At 72.6% G+C, this 19,920-nt stretch carries 15 protein-coding genes; 9 read left to right on the top strand and 6 right to left on the bottom strand.

What is annotated here, in order from left to right:
• Positions 1-51: 51 nt before the first annotated feature.
• Complete coding sequence (gene secA / locus ABT118_RS31195) at positions 52-2,817, bottom strand: preprotein translocase subunit SecA (protein WP_350677034.1); 2,766 nt, start codon at positions 2,815-2,817, stop codon at positions 52-54.
• Between the two features lie 269 nt (positions 2,818-3,086).
• Here secA and ABT118_RS31190 point away from each other — a divergent pair, with 269 nt between their 5' ends.
• Both ABT118_RS31190 and ABT118_RS31185 read left to right on the top strand, forming a co-directional pair.
• Entirely contained in the window at positions 3,087-4,271 is a 1,185-nt protein-coding gene (locus ABT118_RS31190) for a winged helix-turn-helix domain-containing protein (RefSeq protein ID WP_350677027.1), read from the top strand.
• Between the two features lie 99 nt (positions 4,272-4,370).
• Positions 4,371-6,161: a flavin monoamine oxidase family protein gene (locus ABT118_RS31185; RefSeq protein WP_350677022.1), complete on the top strand. Its 1,791-nt coding sequence runs from the start codon at positions 4,371-4,373 to the stop codon at positions 6,159-6,161.
• 21 nt (positions 6,162-6,182) lie between these two features.
• Here ABT118_RS31185 and ABT118_RS31180 read toward each other — a convergent pair whose 3' ends face one another.
• Positions 6,183-6,914, bottom strand: coding sequence for a response regulator (locus ABT118_RS31180; protein ID WP_502884743.1), 732 nt, complete (start codon positions 6,912-6,914; stop codon positions 6,183-6,185).
• 166 nt (positions 6,915-7,080) lie between these two features.
• Positions 7,081-7,773, bottom strand: a complete 693-nt coding sequence (gene hpf, locus ABT118_RS31175) for a ribosome hibernation-promoting factor, HPF/YfiA family (protein ID WP_350677018.1) — start codon at positions 7,771-7,773, stop codon at positions 7,081-7,083.
• Positions 7,774-8,137: 364 nt separating this feature from the next.
• Here hpf and ABT118_RS31170 point away from each other — a divergent pair, with 364 nt between their 5' ends.
• Complete coding sequence (locus ABT118_RS31170; protein WP_350677011.1) at positions 8,138-8,833, top strand: ComF family protein; 696 nt, start codon at positions 8,138-8,140, stop codon at positions 8,831-8,833.
• 16 nt (positions 8,834-8,849) lie between these two features.
• On the opposite strand, the gene ABT118_RS31165 is transcribed toward ABT118_RS31170, so the two are convergent.
• From ABT118_RS31165 to mtrA, 3 genes are read right to left on the bottom strand one after another with little or no spacing between them, the layout of a single operon-like run.
• Positions 8,850-10,715, bottom strand: coding sequence for an LpqB family beta-propeller domain-containing protein (locus ABT118_RS31165; protein WP_350677008.1), 1,866 nt, complete (start codon positions 10,713-10,715; stop codon positions 8,850-8,852).
• Positions 10,693-12,753, bottom strand: coding sequence for an MtrAB system histidine kinase MtrB (mtrB, locus tag ABT118_RS31160; RefSeq protein WP_350677003.1), 2,061 nt, complete (start codon positions 12,751-12,753; stop codon positions 10,693-10,695). Before mtrB ends, ABT118_RS31165 begins: the two co-directional genes overlap by 23 nt.
• Positions 12,754-12,811: 58 nt before the next feature.
• Complete coding sequence (gene mtrA / locus ABT118_RS31155) at positions 12,812-13,489, bottom strand: MtrAB system response regulator MtrA (protein ID WP_057236786.1); 678 nt, start codon at positions 13,487-13,489, stop codon at positions 12,812-12,814.
• A gap of 215 nt (positions 13,490-13,704) precedes the next feature.
• On the opposite strand from mtrA, the gene ABT118_RS31150 reads away from it, so the two are divergent.
• From ABT118_RS31150 to ABT118_RS31125, 6 genes are all read left to right on the top strand, one after another.
• Positions 13,705-14,853, top strand: a complete 1,149-nt coding sequence (locus ABT118_RS31150; protein WP_350676990.1) for a hypothetical protein — start codon at positions 13,705-13,707, stop codon at positions 14,851-14,853.
• 4 nt (positions 14,854-14,857) lie between these two features.
• Positions 14,858-15,520 carry a DUF4129 domain-containing protein gene (locus ABT118_RS31145; protein ID WP_350676985.1) on the top strand — a complete coding sequence of 221 codons (663 nt, stop codon included), beginning with the start codon at positions 14,858-14,860 and terminating at the stop codon, positions 15,518-15,520.
• Complete coding sequence (locus ABT118_RS31140) at positions 15,517-16,719, top strand: DUF4350 domain-containing protein (protein WP_350676978.1); 1,203 nt, start codon at positions 15,517-15,519, stop codon at positions 16,717-16,719. The genes ABT118_RS31145 and ABT118_RS31140 overlap by 4 nt, the downstream gene beginning before the upstream one ends.
• Positions 16,720-16,790: 71 nt before the next feature.
• A complete protein-coding gene (locus ABT118_RS31135) occupies positions 16,791-17,756 on the top strand; it encodes an AAA family ATPase (RefSeq protein ID WP_350677170.1) in 966 nt (321 codons plus the stop codon).
• Between the two features lie 27 nt (positions 17,757-17,783).
• Positions 17,784-19,094 (top strand): DUF58 domain-containing protein, encoded by a 1,311-nt coding sequence (locus ABT118_RS31130; protein WP_350676973.1) that lies wholly within the window; start codon positions 17,784-17,786, stop codon positions 19,092-19,094.
• A 106-nt stretch (positions 19,095-19,200) separates the two neighbouring features.
• Positions 19,201-19,812 (top strand): hypothetical protein, encoded by a 612-nt coding sequence (locus ABT118_RS31125; RefSeq protein ID WP_350676969.1) that lies wholly within the window; start codon positions 19,201-19,203, stop codon positions 19,810-19,812.
• Positions 19,813-19,920: the final 108 nt, after the last annotated feature.

Below are 19,920 nucleotides of genomic sequence, written 5' to 3'. Positions count from 1 at the left end.
CGCCGAAGGCGCGGAGCGATCAGCTCCGCGCCTCCGATCGAACGAACGGCCTTACTTGCGGCGACGGCCCTTCGCCGCCCGAGCGGCCTTGCGGCGCTCGGCCCGGGTCAGCCCGTCGCCGTCCTCGCCGCCCAGGGTGTCGTCGAAGTCGCCCTCGACCACGGTCTCGTCGCCGTCCACCGACGGGGCGGTGTAGTGCAGACGCTGCGGCTTCGGGGCCTCCAGGCCCTTGGCCTTGATCTCCGGACGGGCCGCGGCGGCGTCCTTCTCCAGCCGGGCCAGGGTCTCCTCGGCGTCCGCCAGCGGGACCTCCTCGACCTGCTGCTCGACCTGGACCTCCAGGTTGAACAGGTAGCCGACCGACTCCTCCTTGATGCCCTCCATCATGGCGCCGAACATGTCGAAGCCCTCGCGTTGGTACTCGACCAGCGGGTCGCGCTGGGCCATCGCCCGCAGGCCGATGCCCTCCTGGAGGTAGTCCATCTCGTAGAGGTGCTCGCGCCAGCGGCGGTCCAGCACCGAGAGGACGACCCGGCGCTCCAGCTCGCGCATGATCTCCGAGCCGAGCTGGTCCTCGCGGGCACCGTACTGCGCCTGGATGTCCTCCTGGAGCACCCGGGTGAGGAACTCCGCGGTCATCCCGGCCGGGCCGCCGGCCTCCTCCTCCAGCTCCTCCAGCTCAAGGGTGAGCGGGTAGAGCTGCTTCAGCGCGGTCCACAGCTTCTCGAGGTCCCAGTCGTCCTCGAAGCCCTCGCCGGTCGCGGCGCTGACGTACGCGGCGACGGTGTCGTCCATGAAGTGGCCGACCTGCTCCTGCAGGTCCTCGCCCTCCAGGACCCGCCGGCGCTCGCCGTAGATGACCTCGCGCTGACGGTTCAGCACCTCGTCGTACTTGAGCACGTTCTTGCGGATCTCGAAGTTCTGCTGCTCGACCTGGGTCTGCGCCGAGGCGATCGCCCGGGTGACCATCTTGGACTCGATCGGCACGTCCTCCGGCACGTTGGCCATCGCCAGCACGCGCTCGACCATGCCGGCCTTGAAGAGCCGCATCAGGTCGTCGCCGAGCGAGAGGTAGAACCGGGACTCGCCCGGGTCGCCCTGGCGGCCGGAGCGGCCGCGCAGCTGGTTGTCGATCCGGCGGGACTCGTGCCGCTCGGTGCCGAGCACGTAGAGGCCGCCCAGCGACTGGACCTCCTCCTGCTCCGCCTTGACCGCGCCCTTGGCCTTCTCCAGCGCGGCCGGGAAGGCGGCCTCGTACTCCTCGGGCGTGTCCAGCTCGGTCAGGCCGCGCTGGGCCAGCTCCGCCGCCGCGAGGTGGTCGGCGTTGCCGCCGAGCATGATGTCGGTGCCGCGGCCGGCCATGTTGGTGGCCACCGTGACGGCGCCCTTGCGGCCGGCCTGGGCGACGATCTGCGCCTCGCGCTCGTGGTGCTTGGCGTTCAGCACCTCGTGCGGGACACCGCGCTTGCGCAGCTCCTGGGAGAGGTACTCGGACTTCTCCACCGAGACGGTGCCGACCAGGATCGGCTGGCCCTTCTCGTGCTTCTCCACGATGTCCTCGACCACGGCGGCGAACTTGGCCGGCTCGGACTTGTAGATCAGGTCGGGCTGGTCGATCCGGAGCGGGGTCTTGTTGGTCGGGATCGGCACCACGCCGAGCTTGTAGATCTGGTGGAACTCGGCCGCCTCGGTGGTGGCCGTACCGGTCATGCCGCCGAGCTTGTCGTACAGCCGGAAGAAGTTCTGCAGGGTGACGGTGGCCAGGGTCTGGTTCTCGTTCTGGACCTCCACCCCCTCCTTGGCCTCGATCGCCTGGTGCATGCCCTCGTTGTAGCGGCGGCCCGCGAGCATGCGGCCGGTGTGCTCGTCAACGATCATGACCTCGCCGTTCATGACGACGTAGTCCTTGTCGTTCTTGTAGAGCTCCTTGGCCTTGATCGCGTTGTTCAGGAAGCCGACCAGCGGGGTGTTCACCGACTCGTAGAGGTTGTCGATGCCGAGGTAGTCCTCGACCCGGCCGACGCCCTCCTCCAGCACGCCGACGGTGCGCTTCTTCTCGTCGACCTCGTAGTCGCGGTCGCGCTTGAGGCGCTGGACCAGCTTGGCGAAGTCGGCGTACCACTTGGTCGCCTGGTCGGCCGGGCCGGAGATGATCAGCGGCGTACGGGCCTCGTCGATCAGGATCGAGTCGACCTCGTCGACCACCGCGAAGTTGTGGCCGCGCTGCACCAGCTCGTCCTGCGACCACGCCATGTTGTCGCGCAGGTAGTCGAAGCCGAACTCGTTGTTGGTGCCGTACGTGATGTCCATCGCGTACTGGCGCTTGCGCTCGGCGGGCGACATGTTGCCGAGGATCACGCCGACCTCGAGGCCGAGGAAGCGGTGCACCCGGCCCATCCACTCCGAGTCGCGCTCGGCGAGGTAGTCGTTGACCGTGATGAGGTGGACGCCCTTGCCCGTCAGCGCGTTCAGGTACGCGGGCAGCGTGCCGACCAGGGTCTTGCCCTCGCCGGTGCGCATCTCGGCGACGAAGCCGAGGTGCAGCGCGGCGCCGCCCATCAGCTGGACGTCGTAGTGGCGCTGGCCGAGGACGCGCTTGGCGGCCTCGCGGACCGTGGCGAAGGCCTCGGGGAGGATGTCGTCCAGGGTCTCACCGTCGGCGACGCGCTGCTTGTACTCGTCGGTCAGGGCGCGCAGCTCGTCGTCCGTGAGGTTGACGAAGTCCTCTTCGATGGAGTTGACCTGGGCGGCAATCCGCTGCAGCTTGCGAAGGGTCTTACCCTCGCCGGCGCGCAGGATCTTGTCGAAGACGGACACTTGGGCGGGCTCCTTGCCTGGATCGGCTCTGGACGACTGCACGGTGGGTCGACCCCACCGCACGGGCCATCGTATGCGAGGAGGCCAATGCGCCGGGAGGTGCGTCAGCACGGTAATACCGTGTCACCCGTGGGAGCACAACCACCGATAGCACTCCGGTCCGGACAAATCGGTCCACCGTCCCTGCCCCTCGCGCTCGTTGTTACGTACAGGACGAGTGGTTGGTTCCCGGCTCCCGGTTGTCGGACCGAGGTTCTACGCTGCCGGGCATGACCGCCCCGACCTCCTCCGCCCCGACCCCCGCCCCGGCCGTCGAGCTCTCCGCCGACGAGGCCCGCCGGATCGCGCTCCGCGCCCAGGGCCTGCTCGGCGCCCCGGACAGACGCGGCGGTGTGCGCGGCGTGCTCCGCCACCTCGGCGCGGTGCAGCTGGACACCATCTCGGTGCTGGCCCGCTCGCACGAGCTGATCCCGTACGCCCGGCTCGGCGCGGTCGGCCGCCCGGCGGTCGAGTCGGCCTACTGGGGCTCCGCCGGCACCTTCGAGTACTGGTCGCACGCGGCCTGCATCCTGCCGATCGAGGAGTGGCCGCTGTTCGCCTTCCGCCGCCGGGGGTTCCGCAACCGGGGCCACCTCTGGGGCGGCGAGGTCACCGAGGAGACCTACCTGCGGGTGCTCGACCAGCTGCGCGCGGAGGGCCCGCTGACCTCCACCGAGCTGGGCGGCGCGAAGCGGACCTCGGAGTGGTGGGACTGGTCCGACACCAAGATCGCGGTGGAACGGGCGCTCGCCTTCGGCGACGTGGTCTGCACCGAGCGGCGGAGCTGGAAGCGGGTCTACGCGCTGGCCGAACAGGCCATCCCCGCCGAGCTGTTCGAGCAGGACCTGACCGACCAGGAGTGCGTCCAGCGGCTGATCGCCCAGGCCGGTGCCGCGCTCGGGGTGGCCACCCGGGCCGACCTGATGGACTACCACCGGCTCAAGGCGAAGCACTTCGACGCGGCGCTGCCCGAGGCCGGCCTGGTCCCGGTCACGGTGGCCGGCTGGGGCGCACCGGCCTGGGCCGACCCGGCGGCGCTGGCGAGCACCCCGCGCGGGCGGCACCGGACGACCCTGCTCTCCCCGTTCGACTCGCTGGTCTGGGACCGCCCCCGGACGGAGCGGATCTTCGACATGGCCCACCGGCTGGAGGCGTACACCCCCAAGCACAAGCGGGTGCACGGCTACTTCGCGATGCCGCTGCTGGCCGGCGGCCGCCTGGTCGGCCGGGTGGACCCGGCTCGGGAGGGCCGCACCCTGGTGGCCCGTCAGGTCTCGCTGACCTCGCCCCGGCACGTCGGGGCACTGGCCGAGGCGCTCCGCGAGGCGGCCTCCTGGGTCGGCTGCACGGACGTCCGGGTGGAGGCGCTGCACGACGAGGCGCTGCGCCCGGCGGTGGAGAAGCTGCTGTCCTGACGGTTGGTCGGATCGGGTGATCTTCACCGGCCGGGCGTGTCATCGGTGATCACCCGCCGTTGCCCCGTGGTGTCCGCACCACGACCGTTTGGAGCAACGATGGGTCCGACCACCGCCCGATCACGGTTCAGCCGCCGTGCCCTGCTCGGCACGGCCGCCGCCACTGCCGCCGCCGGCGCCGCCGGGTTCGCCCCCCGTTCGGTGGCGGCGCCGCAGTCCCGGGCCGACGCGGCGGTCAGCCGCGACCTGGCCCGCAAGATGCTGATGGTCGCCGACGACGAGCGGACCGACCTGACGCTCGAGTACCTGCGGATCCTGATCGACGGTCAGCTCCCGCCCGGCCCCGCCACCACCGGCACCCGGCGCAAACGCGTCCTGGTGGTCGGGGCCGGCGTCGCGGGGCTGACCACGGCCACGCTGCTCAAGCAGGCCGGGCACGAGGTGGTGGTGATCGAGGCCAACGGCAGCCGGGTCGGCGGCCGGATCAAGACCTTCCGCGGCATGTTCGCCGACTCCCGGCTGTACGCCGAGGCCGGGGCCATGCGGCTGCCGGACTTCCACCCGCTGGTGCTCGCGCTGGCCGACAAGCTCGGCCTGCGGCGGCAGTTGTTCTACAACGCCGACATCACCCCGGGCACCCGGCCCGTCGGTGCGGTGCCCCCGGTGACGTACCGCTCGTTCACCGGCGAGACCTGGAGCAACGGCCCCGAGCGGGAGTTCCGCCCGCCGACCGCCAACTTCCGCACCTTCCTGGCGGTCAACGGCCTGCAGACCACCAAGGCCGCGTACAACCGTTCCCCCGCCGAAGTGAATCGTTCCTTCGGGGCCCGCTTCGACACCACCGCCGCCCAGGCCGTCGACCGGGCCTTCGCGAAGGTGACCCCGGCCGGCGACCTCGGGCAGCGGCTGGACGGCTGGACCGAGGTGTTCCAGAAGTACGGCTACCACTCCACCCGCCGCTTCCTGCACGAGGAGGCCGGCTGGGACCCGGCCTCGGTGCAGGCCGCGGGGACGCTGGAGAACCTGACCTCCCGGCTGCACTACTCACTGGTCCCGACCCTGATCGACCACGCCGTGATCAGCCCCACCAACCGGTACTGGGAGCTGGCGGGCGGCACCGACACGCTCACCGCCAAGCTCGCCGAGCCGCTGGCGGCCGAGCTGCGGATGGGCCGCCGGATGACCCGGCTGACCCAGCAGGCCGGCGGGGTCAGGATCGAGACGATGGCCGAGAGCGGCGACGAGGAGTCGCCCGACGGCGCGCCGATCGACCCGACCGAGGTCTTCGAGGGCGACTACGCCGTCGTCACCATCCCGTTCAGCGCGCTCCGGTTCTGCCGGATCGAGCCGCTGATGTCCTACCCGAAGCGCCGCGCGGTGACCGAGCTGCACTACGACTCGGCCACCAAGGTGCTGCTGGAGTTCAGGACCAGGTTCTGGGAGACCGGCCCGGGGGGCTTCACCGGCGGCGGCTGCGCCTCCGACAGCGCGAGCCGGTTCACCTACTTCCCCTCGCACGCGCCGGACGGCGCACCGGGCGGCGTGGTGCTGGCCTCGTACACCTGGGCGGACGACGCGATGCGCTGGGACTCGCTGACGCCCGGCGAGCGGTACGCCTTCGCGCTGAACGACCTGGAGCGGCTGTTCGGCCCGCGGGTCCGCCGCGAGTTCACCGGCGTCGGCGTCACCCAGTCCTGGGCCCGGGCCCGCTACGCGCTCGGCGAGGCGGTCATCCCCACCCCCGGCCAGCTGCACGAGCTCCACCCGGCCGCCCGGCTGCCCGAGGGCCGGGTGCACTTCGCCGGCGAGCACACCAGCCTGAAGCCCGCCTGGATCGAGGGCGCGCTGGAGTCGGCCGTCCGCACCTTCCTCGAGGTCAACGCCCGCTAGCCGGACTCCTGGAGGTCGGCCTCAGCCGATCTCCAGGATCTTCTCCCGCATCGCGTAGACCACGGCCTCCATCCGGGAGTGCAGCTGCAGCTTCTCCAGAATGTTCCGGACGTGGTTCTTCACCGTGTTCTCGCTGATGAAGAGCTCCTTGGCGATCTCCCGGTTGTTCATCCCGGTGGCGACCAGCTTGAGCACCTCCAGCTCACGGTCGGTCAACCGCGGCGCGGGCACCAACTCCCGGTCGTCCGACTTCCGTTGGATCATCGACTTGAACTCGGTGAGCAGCTTGGAGGCCATCGCCGGGCTGATCTGCGACTGCCCGTCGGCGACCGCGCGGATCGCGGTGGCGACCTCGTCGGTGGAGATCTCCTTGAGCAGGTAGCCGGTGGCCCCCGCCTTGATCGCCTCGTAGAGGTCGGCTTCCTCGTCGCTTATCGTCAGCATGATGATCTTGGTGCTGGGCACCACGTCCTTGATCGCGGTGCAGGCCTCGATCCCGCTCCGCCGGGGCATCCGGACGTCCATCAGGATGATGTCGGGCAGCAGGTCGGCCGCCTTCAGCACCGCCTCGGCACCGTCCCCCGCCTCGCCGATGACCCGGATGTCCTCCTCCTCGGCCAGCACGATCTCCAGGCCTCGGCGGAACAGGGCGTGGTCGTCGACCACCAGCACCCGGATCGGTTCGGCCCGGCGCGGCGGGTACTCAGCCGCCTCCCGGACCTGTTCGGCCTCGCGACCGAATCGCTCCCCCATCCGTGCCTCCCCGTCACCGGTCAGTGTCCGGCCATCATTCCACGAAGCGCCGCGTCCTGATCACCCTCCGCCGTCGGCCCGGCCCAGCTGGGTGACCCCCGGCGGCCTGGGCCGCCGGGGGTCACCCGTTCATCGACTGCTGTCGTGCTGTCCGACCAGCGCCCGGTCAGTCCTCGTCCGGGCCGCCGATCGCGCCACCGGCGCCGCCCACCTCGCCCACGGTCGAACCGTCCGTGGTCAGGTGGATCACGCCGTAGTGGTAGCCGTGCCGCCGGTAGACCACGCTCGGCAGGCCGCTGTCCTTCTCGACGAAGAGGTAGAAGTCGTGGCCGACCAGCTCCATCTCGAACAGCGCCTGGTCCAGCGCCATCGGCGCGGCGCCATGGGTCTTCTCGCGGACGACGAGGGGGCCGTCGCCCTCCACCTCCAGGGATCCCATCATGGTCTTCCGAACAGCGCCGTTGGTCCCGGCGCTCGGCTGCTCCTCCACCGGGAGCGCGGCGAGCGCGGCCGTCGCCTCGGCGACGCTGATCGGGGTACGGCCACTGCCGCCCTTGTGCACCCGGCGCCGGTCGGCGGACTTGCGCAGCTGCGCGTCCAGCTTGGCCGAAGCCAGGTCGAGCGCCGCGTAGGGGTCTGCGGCGGCGGCCTCGGCCCGGATCACCGGGCCACGGGTACGGAGGGTGATCTCGACCCGCTCGGAGCGGTCGGCCTGGCGCGGGTTGTGTTCCTTGGACACCTCGACGTCGAGGCTGATCACCTTGTCGTCGAACTTCTGGACCTTCTCCAGCTTCTCGGCCACGTGCTCGCGGAACCTCTTGGGCACCTCGGTCTTGCGGCCCTTGACGACGATGTCCACGCAGAACTCCGATCCCTTGTGCTGAAACGCCGATCCGGAGTGCTCACCGAACCGGACTGAGACCCAGCCGGACCAGCCTCTCTGCCACCGACCCCGCAGTTCGCCGGGAGCGGCGAGCGCGACTGGCCCTCACCTCACTTCCTCCCCACCAGGAACGCTTGAAACCCCTTGGAGCCTTATCGAACACCTCACACCGGGATTTCGCCTCCCCAGTCTTGTGCCGGTCGAACAACGTAGTGGCGCAGGGCTGGCGGTACAGCTGTTCTCCCCTGTTTACCCCCCTGCGGGTGAAACATCGGTAAACGTCTGGACAACACCCCCAGGGCGGACCACCGTTTGGCGCAGCCGCACCGAGGAGGCAGCGATGGCCGTCCACCTCCTGTTCGAACCGACCGGGCTGCTCGACCTGCTGCTGCCCGCCCGCTGCGCCGGTTGCGGCGCGGGCCGCAGCCAGCTCTGCCCCGGCTGCCGGGCCGCCCTGACCACCGCCCGGGCCGGGCCGGCCGGGCCGCAGCCGCCACCGGCCGGGCTGCCCCCGGTGCACTCCGCCGCCCCGTACGCCGACCCGGTCCGGCGGCTGCTGATCGCCCACAAGGAGCGCGGCGCGCTCCGGCTGGCCGGCCCGCTCGGGCAGGCGCTGGCCCGGGCCGTCGGGCCGGTGCTGGACGGGCGGCCGGTGCTGCTGGTGCCGATGCCCTCCACCCGGCGCTCGGTCCGGGCCCGGGGGCACGATCCGACCCTGCGGCTGGCCCGGGCCGCCGCCGGGGAGCTGCGCCGGGCCGGCCACCGGGTCCGGGCGGCGCCGGTGCTGCGGCACGGCCGCGCGGTGGCGGACCAGTCCGGGCTGACCGCCGCGCAGCGCCGGGCCAACCTGCACGGCGCGCTCGTCCTGCGGCCAGGCGCGGGGCGGCTGCTGACCGGCCGTCAGCCGGTGCTGGTGGACGACCTGGTGACCACCGGTGCCACGCTGGCCGAGGCGGCCCGGGTGCTCACCGCGCACGGGCACCCGCCCCGGGCCGCCGCCACCGTCGCGGCCGCGGTCCGCAGGCGGCCGGGGTGACCCGGGTGACCGGGGGTCAGCCGGGGTAGCTGAAGGACCACGCCTTCGGCTTGCCCTGGACCTCGCGCCACTGGTTGCCGACCAGCCGGTAGATCTGCTGCTGGCCCGAAGTCGCCAGCACCGAGGGCGCCTTGTCCAGCTGGGGGCCCCGGGCCTCGGTCGCGGAGACCGAGGTCATCGAGTCGCCGCCCTGCAGCACGAAGTCCGAGCTGACCGAGCCGTCGGTGCCGAAGTAGTGCAGCTGCTGGAGCTTGCCGTCCTCCTTGCCGAGCACCAGCAGCTGGTCGGTGTCGGCCCAGGAGACCGACACCACCTCGCTCAGCACCGTGCCCACCGGCCGCAGTTCGGACACCGTGGCGGTCGGCTCGGCCGGGGTGCCGCCGTGGCCGATCAGACCGATCATCAGGGTCTGCGGCCGGTTCGGCTCCGTCACCACGAGCGCGATCCTGGTCCCGTCCGAGGAGACCTTGAGCGAGCGCACGGTACGTCCGTGCAGGCCCGCGATACCGACCGGCACCACGGTCTGGCCGCGTACCACCAGCACCCTGGGTGCGGCCGGGTTCCGGTCCACCACCCAGAGCGAGCCGCGCCCGTCCCAGCTCGGCGAGGCCAAGCCCTGCTCGGGCTGGGCGGCCTGACTGATCGGTATCCAGGCACCGAGCTTCTCGGTGTCGGCGGCGATCCGGGTGACCGAGAGCGAGCGGCCGTCGGCGCTCACCAGGGCCGCCTCGGTGCCGTCCCGCCGGACCGCGAAGTCGGCGGGCCTGGGCGTGCGGGCCAGGCCGAGCGCGCCCGGTACCGGTGCGCCCTTGGCCTGGCCGGCCAGGTCGTCCGGGGCCTGCACCAGCTGCGCGTTCTCCAGCAGGTAGTACTGCTGCGTCCCGGCCCCGCCGCCGGCCAGCGCGCCGGGCGCGATCTGGGCGGTGCGGGTCGCGTCGGTCTGGCAGCCGCCCCGGTCGCCCACCAGGTCGAGCCGCTGGAGCTGCGACTTGCCCTGCAGGTCGGAGAGGGTGTGGAAGAGCTGGGCGGCCATCTGCTGGCAGAGCGGCTGGCGGCCGCCGAAGTCCGGCACGGTCACCTTCACGGTGGCGACGCCGTTCTCGCTCACGGTGACGCCGTCGCGGATCCTGGTGGAGTCGTCGAAGACCCGGTCGACCGCCTTGGCGAGCCAGCCGGACGGGCCCTCCACCAGCGCCTTGGCGGCGGAGGTGAACGGGTCTATTCGGCGCCGCAGGAAGACCGGGTCGGGCACCAGGACGGGGTTCTGCGGCCGGTCCGCCCACGGGTCCGCGGCGGACGGGTAGTACAGGTGCACGGCGCGGTAGCCGTTCTTGAACTTGGTCTGGTCGATGATCAGCCCGTCCGGGAGCTGGTCGATCCGCCACTGGCCCTTGTTCTTGCCCTCGGTCTCCTTCACGAAGGTGAACTGCTTCTCGAACGGCGCGCCGCTCACCGCCCGGTAGGTGCGCTTGGCGTCCAGCACGGCGACCTGCTCGCCCGTCACCCTGACCTCGGCCCGGCCCTCGTCCACCGAGCCGACCGTGCGCTGCGGGGTGCTGCGGAGCACCACCACGCCCTCCTCCGGCTTCCACCGCTTGACGGCCGCGGCGGTCAGGTAGTCGGAGGCGGTGGAGTACAGCGCCTCGTCCGCGTTGGCCGCGTCGAGGAAGCCGGCCAGCAGGCTGTCCGGCCCGTCGCCGACGTGCGGGCCCACCGGGAAGACCCGGACCTGGAGGTTCTCCGAGCCGCCGGCCAGCGGGAGCTCGACCCGCTCCGGCGGCCCGTCGGAGGGCATCGCGACGCACCCTGCGGTGAACAGCGAGACGACCACCGCGCCGAACGCGGCCTTGGCCCGTCGGTCAGTCCTGTCCGTCCTCGGCACGCCCGGCCCCCTCCGTCTCGCTCTGCTCGGCGTCGTCGCCGGACGCCGTCGGCGCGGTGGGCGGCCGGACCGCCGAGCGGTCCACCACCACGTGTGCGCCGGTCGCACCGTACCCCGCCGCGGCGGCCCTGACGTCCGAGGGGTCGGAGACCGGCGCGGTCGGCGCCTTGCCCAGCCCCGGGCCGATGCTCAGCACACCGCCGAGCCCGCTGCCGAAGCCGCCGGTGGGCGTCTCCGGGGTCTCCGGGACCTCGCCGCCGGGCTCCCCGGCCACGGTCAGTGCGGTCGCCCCGGCCGGACGGGCCCGCCGGTACGGCGCACCGGTGGAGCTCAGGCCGCGGTTGTGCCGGGAGTCCTCCGGCTCCAGCCGGAACGGGGCCCGGCTGATCTCGCCGCCCCGGGTCCGGGGCAGGGTGAGCCGGAAGTGCGAGCCGCCGCCGGGCTCGCCCCAGGCCTGCAGCCAGCCGCCGTGCAGATGGGCGTCCTCGACCGCGATCGAGAGCCCGAGGCCGGTGCCGCCGGTGGTCCTGACCCGGGACGGGTCGGCCCGCCAGAACCGGTGGAACACCCGGGACGCCTCGCCGGGCTTGAGCCCGATGCCGTAGTCCCGGACGCCGACCGCGACCGCGCCGCCGGCCGAACCGAGCCGGATCACCACGTCCCGGCCTTCGCCGTGCTCCAGTGCGTTGACCACCAGGTTCCGCAGGATGCGCTCGATCCGCCGGGAGTCCACCTCGGCGAGCACCGGCTCCTCGTTGCCGCGGATGATCACCGCACTGCCCTTGGCCTGGGCCAGCGGGTCGGCCGCCTCGACCACCCGGCCGACCACCTCGCGCAGGTCCACCGGCTCGGCGTCCAGGATCGCCGCGCCCGCGTCGAACCGGCTGATCTCCAGCAGGTCGGCGAGCAGCGACTCGAACCGGTCCAGCTGGCCCTGCAGCAGCTCCGCCGAACGGGCCGCCATCGGGTCCAGGTCGTCCCGGCTGTCGTAGATCAGGTCGGCCGCCATCCGCACCGTGGTCAGCGGGGTGCGCAGCTCGTGCGAGACGTCCGAGACGAACCGCCGCTGCACCCGGGAGAGCTCCTCCAGCTGCCGGATCTGCGCCTGCAGCGCGTTGGCCATCCGGTTGAACGATTCGCCCAGGCGGGCGATGTCGTCCGTCCCGGTGACCTTCATCCGCTCCTCCAGGTGCCCGGCGGCGAGCCGCTCGGAGATCCCGGCGGCCATCCGGACCGGGGTCACCACCTGTCGGACCACCAGCCAGGCGATCCCGCCCAGCAGCATCACCACGAACAGCCCGGCGGTCGCCAGGGTCCCGGTGACCAGGTCCAGGGTCTTGCTCTCCTGGCCGAACGAGAAGACGTAGTAGAGCTGGTAGTCGGTGTTGTCGGGGCCGGTGAAGTGCTTGCCGATGACCAGGCCCGGCTCGGTGTACGGCGCGCTGTCGCGCTTGATCTCGGCGGTCTGCTCGTGCGGGATCGACGGCTCGGCCGCCACCCGGGCGCGCAGCTCCGGCGAGATCGAGCTGGGCAGGATGTCACCGGAGTAGTACGCGCCGCGCAGGCCCGCGCTGGCCGCGCTCTGGACCTCGTTGGTCGTCGGCACCAGGGCGATCACCGAGTAGACCCCGGTGCCGCCGCTGGCCAGGTCGGAGACCTGCTTGATCAGCCAGGTGCTGCTCTCCTCGCGGGTCGGGTCGTTGTTCGCCCCGACCTTGGCCTGCAGGTTGATCGCTTCGTCGATCTTCTCCTGCTCGATCTCGAAGCCGCCCTTGGCCTGGCCCTGGGCCGAGTGCTTCTTGGCGTCCAGCAGCCCGGTCCGGACCTGGGCCACCACCACCACGCCGAGCACCAGCACCACGGCCAGCGACAGCAGCAGGGTCGCGGCCACCACCCGGACCTGGATCGAACGGCGGTAGAGCGCCAGCAGCCGGTGGACCGGCCGCCGGAACTGACGGGCCACCAGCGCGAGCAGTGCCACCGGACCACGGCGGGACCGGTGTCCCTCGGTGGTCGAGCTCAGCACGTCCCCGCGCACAGCGGACTCCCCGCCGGCGTTGGAGCCCGACGGGGAGTCGTCAGCCTGGTACGTCACGTCAGCTGGGCCCGGCCTTGTATCCGACGCCGCGGACCGTCACGACGATCTCGGGGCGCTCCGGGTCCTTCTCGATCTTCGAGCGGAGCCGCTGGACGTGCACGTTGACCAGCCGGGTGTCGGCGGCGTGCCGGTAGCCCCAGACCTGCTCCAGCAGCACCTCGCGGGTGAACACCTGCCAGGGCTTGCGGGCCAGCGCGACCAGCAGGTCGAACTCGAGCGGGGTCAGCGGGATGCCCCGCCCGTCCCGCTTCACCGAGTGGCCGGCCACGTCGATCACCAGATCGCCGATGGTCAGCTGCTCCGGAGTGGGCTCCTCGGCGCGGCGCAACCGGGCGCGAACCCGGGCCACCAGCTCCTTGGGCTTGAACGGCTTGACGACGTAGTCGTCGGCACCGGACTCCAGGCCCACCACGATGTCGACGGTGTCGGTCTTCGCCGTCAGCATCACGATGGGCACACCGGACTCCGACCTGATCTGCCGGCAGACGTCGATTCCGTCCCGCCCGGGCAACATCAGGTCGAGGAGGACCAGATCAGGCTTGGTCTCCCGGAACGCGGCTAGTGCCTTGTCCCCATCCGCGACGAAAAACGGCTCAAAACCCTCACCACGCAGCACGATGCCCAACATCTCGGCCAGTGCGGTGTCGTCATCGACGACAAGGACGCGTCCCTTCATGGGTCCATCCTCTCATTACCGGATTGTGACCTGCCGCACAGCCGTGCCATTCTGGCGCGCCTTGGCCCGCCAAGTCGGTCATTTCGTAGCAAAGTTCACTGCTCTTGTCCCGGCGGCCGAGCGTCCACGACCCACGCCCGGACAAACCTGCGAACGTACATCGCCACCATGGCACGATGGGCGCCACAGAGTACCGATTCCGCCAGGGAGCCGTGATGACCGACACTCCGGGCTGGGCCTCGCCCAGCTCGCCCGAGCCGCCCCGAGAGGACGCCGGCCCGTCGGCAGCAGCTCCCCCCGCCCCAGGTCCCAGCCCGTACGCCGGTGCCTACGGCCAGCCCGGGGCACCCGGCTGGGGACAGCCCGGTCCCGGCGGTCCCGGCTGGGGGCAGCCCGGTTGGGGCCCGCCGCCCAGCCCGAAGCCCGGCGTGATCCCGCTCCGGCCGCTCGGCGTCGGCGAGATCCTCGACGGCGCCTTCAGCACCGTCCGCAAGTACTGGCGCACCACCCTGGGCCTCAGCCTCGGCGTCGCCACGGTCGAACAGGGCCTGGTGGCCATCGCCCAGTCCTGGCTGTACGCGCAGCCCGGCTCGGTCGGCCCGGTCATCATGCTCGGCCTCGCCTACCTGGTCAGCCCGCTGCTCGGCATCGTGGCCACCGCGCTGCTCACCATGGTGGTCAGCAAGGCGATCCTCGGCGAGCCGGTCTCGATCGGCGCCGCCTGGTCTGCCGCCAAGCCGCAGCTGCTCAAGGTGATCGGGCTCACCCTGATCACCGGGCTGGTCCTGTTCGGGATCATGGCGCTGTCCGCGGTACCGCTGATCATCGCGGTCGCGACCGGCGCCTCCGGCGGTGTGATCGCGCTGCTGTTCCTGCCCCTGCTGGTCGGGATGGCGGCCATGGTCTGGATCGCGGTCCAGCTGAGCCTCGCCGCACCCGCCCTGATGCTGGAGAAGCAGGGCGTGTTCACCGCGCTGGCCCGCTCCCGGCGGCTGGTCAAGGACGCCTGGTGGCGCACCTTCCTGATCACCGTGCTGGTCCAGATCCTCGCCGGGGTCGCGGCCATGATCATGGTGGTCCCGTTCAGCATCATCGGCGCCCTGTTCGCGTTCAACAGCGACGCCCCCGCCCCCGACAGCTTCGGCTCCTTCGGCGCGGCCGGCCCGCCCGCCACCATCGTGATCGTCTCGATCGGCGCGATCCTGGCGTCCTGCCTCACCGTCCCGGTGCTGGCCGCCGTCAACGTGCTGCTCTACGTCGACCGCCGGATCCGCCGCGAGGGCCTCGACATCGAGCTCGCCCGCGCCGCCGGGCAAAACGTGCAGGCCCCCGTCCCGCCCCAGTACGGACCGCAGGGGACCTGAGCCGATGCCCAACTGGGGGGAGTGGGCCCCGTCGGCCGACGGGGCCCCGGTCACGGTCGAACGCGACCCGGCCCGGGACGCGGCCAGGACCGAGCTGCTGAACCCGGCGTACCACCACCACGATCCGAGCCTGCTGGAGCGCATCCGCGACTGGCTGCTGGAGCAGGTCGCCAAGGCACTCGGTACGGTCGGGATCCCCACCGGCGGAATGACCAGCACCGTCCTGTTCCTGGTGGTCGCCGCCGTGCTGGCCGCCGTGCTCTGGTGGCGCTTCGGCGCCCCCCGTCGTGCCGGCCGGACCGCCGCCCAGCTGTTCGACCGCACCGACGGCCCCACCACGGCCGCGGCCCACCGCGCCGCGGCCGCCGCCCACGCCGCGGCCGGCGCCTGGGACGACGCCGTCCGGGAACAGCTGCGCGCCCTGATCCGGGGCCTGGAGGAGCGGACCCTGCTCGACGTCCGCCCCGGCCGGACCGCCGACGAGGCCGCCGCCGAAGCCGGCCGGGTGCTGCCCGACCACGCCGAGGCGCTCCGCCGGGCCGCCCGCACCTTCGACGACGTGGTCTACGGCGAGCACGCCGCGGACCAGGCCGCGTACCTCTCGCTGCTCGACCTCGACCGCGCGGTCGGCACCGCCCGGCCGACCCTGACCGGAGCCGCCGGATGACCACCTCCACCCCGGTCGGCGTCTTCCCCGGCTGGCTGCACATCTGGCACCGCACCCGCTGGTTCCTGGTCGCGGCCGTCGTCCTGCTGATCGGCGCGCTGCTGATCTCCGGCCTCGACAACCACCGCGAGTACCCCCCGCTCGACCCGCGCGACAGCGACCCGCACGGCACCAGGGCAGCCGTCCACCTGCTGGAGCAACGCGGTCTGACGGCCCGTACGGTCGCCACCGACGCCGAGCTCACCGCCGCACTGGCCGAACCCGGCAGCACCGTGGTGATCCCCTTCAACGTCCCGCTGAGCACCCGTCAGCTCGACCTGCTCGGCGCACAGCGCCGGGGCAGCGACAGCCGCCTGGTCCTGATCGGCCCCGACCCGGCCGCGCTGGCCGCGCTCGCCCCCGGCGTCTCCTCCGCCACCGAGCCCGGCGAGCCCACCCCCGGGTACGCCAACCCGCGCGCCACCGACCCCGGCTGCACCCTCCCCGAGGCCACCCGGGCCGGCCGGGCGGAGCTCGGCGGCCTGCTCTACCGGCCCGGTCCCGGCGACGTCGGCTGCTACCCCGTCAGCGGCCGCCCCAGCCTGGTCCGGCACACCGACACCGGCTCGCGCGAGACCGTGGTGCTGGGCAACGGCGAGGTCCTCAGCAACGACCGGCTGGACGAGCAGGGCAACGCCGCCCTCGCCCTCGGCCTGCTCGGCTCCCGCCGCCACCTGGTCTGGTACCTCCCGGACTACAGCAACGCCGCGACCCTCGAAGCGCCCAAGAGCCTGACCGACTTCATCCCGACCGGCTGGAACTGGGCCGCCGTCCAACTCGGCATCGCCGCCCTGCTCGCCGCCCTCTGGCGGGCCCGCCGGCTCGGCCCGGTGGTCACCGAGGAACTCCCCGTCGTGGTCCGCGCCGCTGAGACCACCGAGGGCCGCGCCCGGCTCTACCACCGGGCCAAGGCACGCGGCCGCGCCGCCGACGCGCTCCGCCGGGCCGCCCGGCACCGGATCGCCCCCACCCTCGGCATCCCGCTGAGCACCGGCGAACCGGACCCGACCGCCCTCTGCGACGCCGTCGCCGCACGCGTGGACCGGCCCACCGCCGACCTCCAGGCGCTGCTGTACGGCACCGCCCCCACCGACGACGCCGCACTGCTGCGGCTGACCGACCAACTCGATGCCCTGGAAAGGCAGGTACGACAGCCGTGACCGAGCAGGCCACCACTCCCCTCACCAAGGCCGACCCGGCCCCGGCCCCGGTCGACGCCGTCGCCACCACCGTGGACACCCTCCCGGCCTCCGACGCCCGCGCCGCGCTGACCGCGCTCCGGGCCGAGATCGCCAAGGCCGTGGTCGGCCAGGACGCCGCCGTCACCGGACTGGTGGTCGCCCTGCTCTGCGGCGGCCACGTGCTGCTCGAAGGCGTCCCCGGCGTTGCCAAGACCCTGCTGGTCCGCACCCTCTCCACCGCGCTCAGCCTGGAGACCAAGCGGATCCAGTTCACCCCCGACCTGATGCCCGGCGACGTCACCGGCTCGCTCGTCTACGACGCCAGGACCGCTGAGTTCTCGTTCCAGCCCGGCCCGGTCTTCACCAACCTGCTGCTCGCCGACGAGATCAACCGCACCCCGCCGAAGACCCAGGCCTCGCTGCTGGAGGCGATGGAGGAGCGCCAGGTCACCGTCGACGGCACGCCGCGGATGCTGCCCGAGCCGTTCCTGGTCGCCGCCACCCAGAACCCGGTCGAGTACGAGGGCACCTACCCCCTCCCCGAGGCCCAACTCGACCGCTTCCTGGTCAAGTTGATCCTCCCGCTGCCGACCCGCGAGCAGGAGTTCCAGGTGCTCGCCCGGCACGCCTCCGGCTTCGACCCGCGCGACCTGGCCGCCGCCGGCGTCCGCCCGGTGGCCGGCCCGGCCGACCTGGCCGCCGCCCGCGCCGAGATCGCCGAACTCACCGTCTCCCCCGAGGTGCTGGCCTACATCGTCGACCTCTGCCGGGCCACCCGGCAGTCGCCCTCGCTCTCCATCGGCGTCTCCCCCCGCGGTGCCACCGCCCTGCTCAACACCTCCCGCGCCTGGGCCTGGCTGGCCGGCCGCGACTACGTCAGCCCCGACGACGTCAAGGCCCTCGCCCTGCCCACCCTGCGGCACCGGGTCCAGCTCCGCGCCGAGGCCGAGATGGAGGGCGTCACCGCCGACTCGGTCATCCAGGCTGTCCTGGCCCAGACCCCGGCCCCGCGCTGACCCCTCGTCACCCTAGGAGCGTCACCTATGGCCCTGACCGGCCGAACCGCCCTCATCGCCGCCCTCGGCGCGCTGGTCGTGGGCTTCCTGCTGCCCTCCTGGGCCGGGATCGGCGCGGTCATGGGCCCGCTCCTGCTCGCCGTACTGACCGACCTCGCGCTCGCCGCCCCGGTCCGGACCCTCCGGTTCGACCGGAGCGGCGACACCACCGTCCGCCTCGGTGACCCCGCCCTGGTCAAACTGTCCGTCACCAACCCGTCCACGCGCGCGCTTCGAGCCCGGGTCCGGGACGCCTGGGCGCCCTCCGCCTGGGCCCCCGGCACCGCCGTCGCCGGCTCCCGGCACCGCCTCGCCGTCCCGGCCGGCGAACGCCGCCGGATCAGCACGGCACTCGCCCCCACCCGGCGCGGCGACCACCACGCCCACCGCGTCACCGTCCGCTCGCTCGGCCCGCTCGGCCTGGCCGCACGGCAGGGTTCGCACCAAGTCCCCTGGACGGTACGGGCGTTGCCGCCGTTCGCCAGCCGCAAGCACCTGCCGTCCCGACTGGCCAGGCTGCGCGAGCTCGACGGCCGCACCTCACTGCTCAGCCGGGGCCAGGGCACCGAGTTCGACTCCCTGCGCGAGTACCTGCCCGGCGACGACGTCCGCTCCATCGACTGGCGCGCCAGCGCCCGCCGCAACACCGTCGCCGTCCGCACCTGGCGCCCCGAACGCGACCGCCACGTCCTGATCGTGCTCGACACCGGCCGCACCTCGGCCGGCCGGGTCGGCGACGCCCCCCGGCTCGACGCCGCCCTCGACGCCGCGCTGCTGCTGGCCGCCCTCGCCACCAAGGCAGGCGACCGGGTGGACCTGCTCGCCCACGACCTGCACACCCGCCGCAGCGTCCTCGGCCGCTCCGCCGCCGACGTCCTGCCCAGCTTCACCAACGCGATGGCCACCCTGGAACCCGCCCTGGTCCAGACCGACCTGCGCGCCCTCACCTCCGCCACCCTCCGGCTGGCCCCGCACCGCTCCCTGATCGTGCTGCTCACCGGCCTCGACGCCGGCCCGATCGAAGAGGGCCTGCTCCCCCAGCTCCCCCTGCTCACCAAGCGCCACGAAGTCGTCCTCGCCTCGGTCGCCGACCCCCGCCTGGACGAACTCGCCACCACCCGCGGCACCGTCCAGGACATCTACGCGGCCGCCGCCGCCGAACAGACCCGCGCCGACCGCACCCGCACGGCCGGCCTCCTCACCCGCCGCGGCGTCACCGTCCTGGACGCCCCACCGGCCGCCCTCCCCCCGGCCCTCGCCGACACCTACCTCGCCCTCAAGGCCGCCGGCCGCCTCTGAGCGGCCCTACCTGAGGCGTACGACCGCGGTACTTCCGGCGTATCCCCTGACCGGCTCCCCGATGATCGAATGAACTCGATCATCGAACGCTCCGGGGGAACACGATATGAAGCGCAGGAAATTCGTCCTGCTCGGCGCACTCGGCCTGTCACCGCTGGCCCTGCTCGTCCGGCCCAGCGGCGAGAAGCCCGCCAAGTCCGCAACCAATCCGGTCATCGAGGCACCCGAGGTCTTCACCGACCTGGAGCCGGTACGCCGCTCTCTGGCCCGGCTCGGCCCGGTGATCTCCACCCACTGGACCGAGACCTCGTCCCGGCGGCCCAACGACCGCTTCCCCATCGGCCCCGCCGACTTCCTCTACGACATCCGCGCCCAACTCCCCCCGGGCCAGGTCACCGCCCTCCTCGGCGCCCGTCCCACCACCCCGGCCCAGCTCCCCCCGGTCCAGCACTACCCCGCGCCGTACGACCAGCGCGCCCCCGACACCATCCCCGCACCGCTGCTCCCCCATCTCCCGCCGGCCGCCGCCTGGCTCGCCTGCCCGTCACTCGACGGCCTGCTCTCGGCCAGCCGCGGCACCATCCTCTTCGACCGCGCCTCCGACACCGTCTACGTCCAGGCGGCCAACCTGGGTGACCCCACCAAGCCCCAGGTCATGGTCGACGTCCACGGCACGAGCAGCACCACCACACCCGTCCCGCTCCCGCCGCTGCCCTGAACGAAAAGGGTCTGGAAATGCGAAAAGGCCCCCCGGCATAAGCCGGGAGGCCTTCTCTGAATGATTGTTCGGCGGCGTCCTACTCTCCCACAGGGTCCCCCCTGCAGT

The sequence above is a fragment of the Kitasatospora sp. NPDC002040 genome (genome assembly GCF_040296785.1).
Lineage (GTDB): Bacteria > Actinomycetota > Actinomycetes > Streptomycetales > Streptomycetaceae > Kitasatospora.
The sequence above is the reverse complement of the archived record's forward strand: the minus strand, read 5'-3'. Positions and strand labels throughout refer to the sequence as shown.